This is a genomic window from Micromonospora craterilacus (genome assembly GCF_003236315.1).
Classification (GTDB): domain Bacteria; phylum Actinomycetota; class Actinomycetes; order Mycobacteriales; family Micromonosporaceae; genus Micromonospora; species Micromonospora craterilacus.
On record NZ_POTY01000448.1, the window covers coordinates 1 to 1,896 of the forward strand.

Genomic DNA, 1,896 nt, shown 5'->3' on the forward strand with positions numbered 1-1,896 from the left:
CCGCCCCACTGCGGCTCCGGCCACGGCCCGCAGTACGGGTTGGCGGTGTACCAGCCGGAGTTGCCGGCCCCCTGGGTGATCTGGAAGCCGCTGCCCACGCAGTTGTGGATCGGGTTGCTCTGCGCGATGCCGGTGGCCCGCACGTTGGTGAACGACACCTGGCTGGGCGCCTGCACCTGGAGAGCGTACGTGCCGGCGCCGTCGATGCGTACGTTGTTGAAGCTGATTCCGCTGGTGGCGCCCTCGATCCAGTGCAGCGCCGCGTAGGAGCTGTCCAGGATGTCGGTGTCGCTGACCACGATCGACGCGCCCTGGATCGGCTGGTTCAGCGCGGAGAACCAGATAGCGCCGACCCCGAACTGCCAGTTGTAGTCGGAGTTGCCGTTGCGGATCAGGGTGTTGCGGGCGACCGTGATGGTGCCGGCGACGGCGGTCGGCCCGTTCACCCCGGTGTACCGGTTGGCCACATGGATGCCGCCACCGTTGGTGACCGAGTCGGCGGTCACGTTGTCGGTGATCCGGATGTCCCGCCCGCCGTAGGTAACCAGGTGGTTGGCGAGGATGGTCACGCCGATCGTGTTGAAGGTGAACGAGTTGCCGACGTTCGGCACGGTGTCCGCCCACATGGCGAGCGCGTCGTCGCCGGTGTTGCGGACGAAGGTGTTGGTCACCGTGGAGTTGGTGACCCCCCAGTGGAAGTTCACCCCGTCCGCGGTCTGGTCCAGGATCCGGCTGTTCCGGATGGTGAAGTTGTTCATCGGGCCGTCCATCCAGGCGCCGACCTTGGTGTGCTGCATCCAGACGTTGTCCACCACGGAGTCGGACATCGCTCCGCCGATGGCGTTGACCTGGTCCTCGTCCACCCGCTCCCGGATGTCGCCGATGATGGCGAAGTCGCGCAGCGTCACGTTGCGGCTGGGCCCGCCGGCCTCGTGCGGTCGGATCTCACCGCGGTAGCCGCCGCCGTTCACGTACTTGCCGTAGATGCCGGCGGCGCGCTTGCGGTCGGTGGGGTGCCGGCCGCCGAGCACCGAATACCACGGGCCGGCGCCACGCAGGGTCACCCCGTCGACCACCACGTGATCCCACAGGGTGAAGTTGCCCGACGGGATCCACACCGCCCGCCCCTGCGCCCGGCCGGCGTCCACGGCGGCCTGGAAGCGGGCGGTCGAGTCGGTGGCACCGGTCGGGTCGGCGCCGAAGTCGGTGACCACGTCGATGACGTTGGCCGGCTTGGTGATCGGCGCGGCGACCAGCTCGAAGTCGGCCAGGTCGATGGTGAAGGTCGGCGACTGCGCGGTCGAGGAGACCTGGAGCCGGATCTTGGTGCCGGCCGGGTACGTGGTGCCGAACAGGGTCCGGGCCTCGTCGTAGAAGTGGTGCGGGTTGATGTCGCCCGGGTTGTTGTTGAACGGGTAGCCGCCGTAGTACCAGCCGTACTTCGAGGTGACCGGGACGGCCTTGACCAGGGTGCCGTTCGCCCGCAGGTCGATGGTCGCGTCGCGGCCGGTGCCGGCGGCATTGTCCGGGATGCTGTAGCGGAACGTGATCGCGTTCGCCGGCGCGGTGAGGTTGAACTCGACGTACTCCCCGACCGCGTCGAGGGTGACCGCCTCCCGACCGCTGGCCTCCGACGGGAGCGTGCCGTAGCGCCGGTTCGGGCCGATCCGGGTGCCGTTGTGCGTGGCGTTCTCGGCCTCGTGCTCGATGAACGGGACGGTGGCCCCCCGGCCGGCGATGTCGAACGGGGAGAGCCCGGCGGCGCGGGCCGGGGTCGCGGTGGTGGTGAGCGTGACGACCGAGATCGAAGCAGCGGCGAGCGCGGTGCCGACGAGCGCGGCGACCGCCGTACGTGTCTGGTTTCGGGGCGGGTGGCGGTGGGGCGGGGTGGTGTGG

Annotated in this window: 1 protein-coding gene; it reads right to left on the reverse strand. The window is 69.6% G+C overall.

What is annotated here, in order from left to right:
- On the reverse strand, positions 1 to 1,805 hold a 1,805-nt coding region (locus tag C1I95_RS33680; protein WP_438941365.1), incomplete at its 3' end, for a glycosyl hydrolase family 28-related protein.
- Positions 1,806 to 1,896 lie beyond the last annotated feature (91 nt).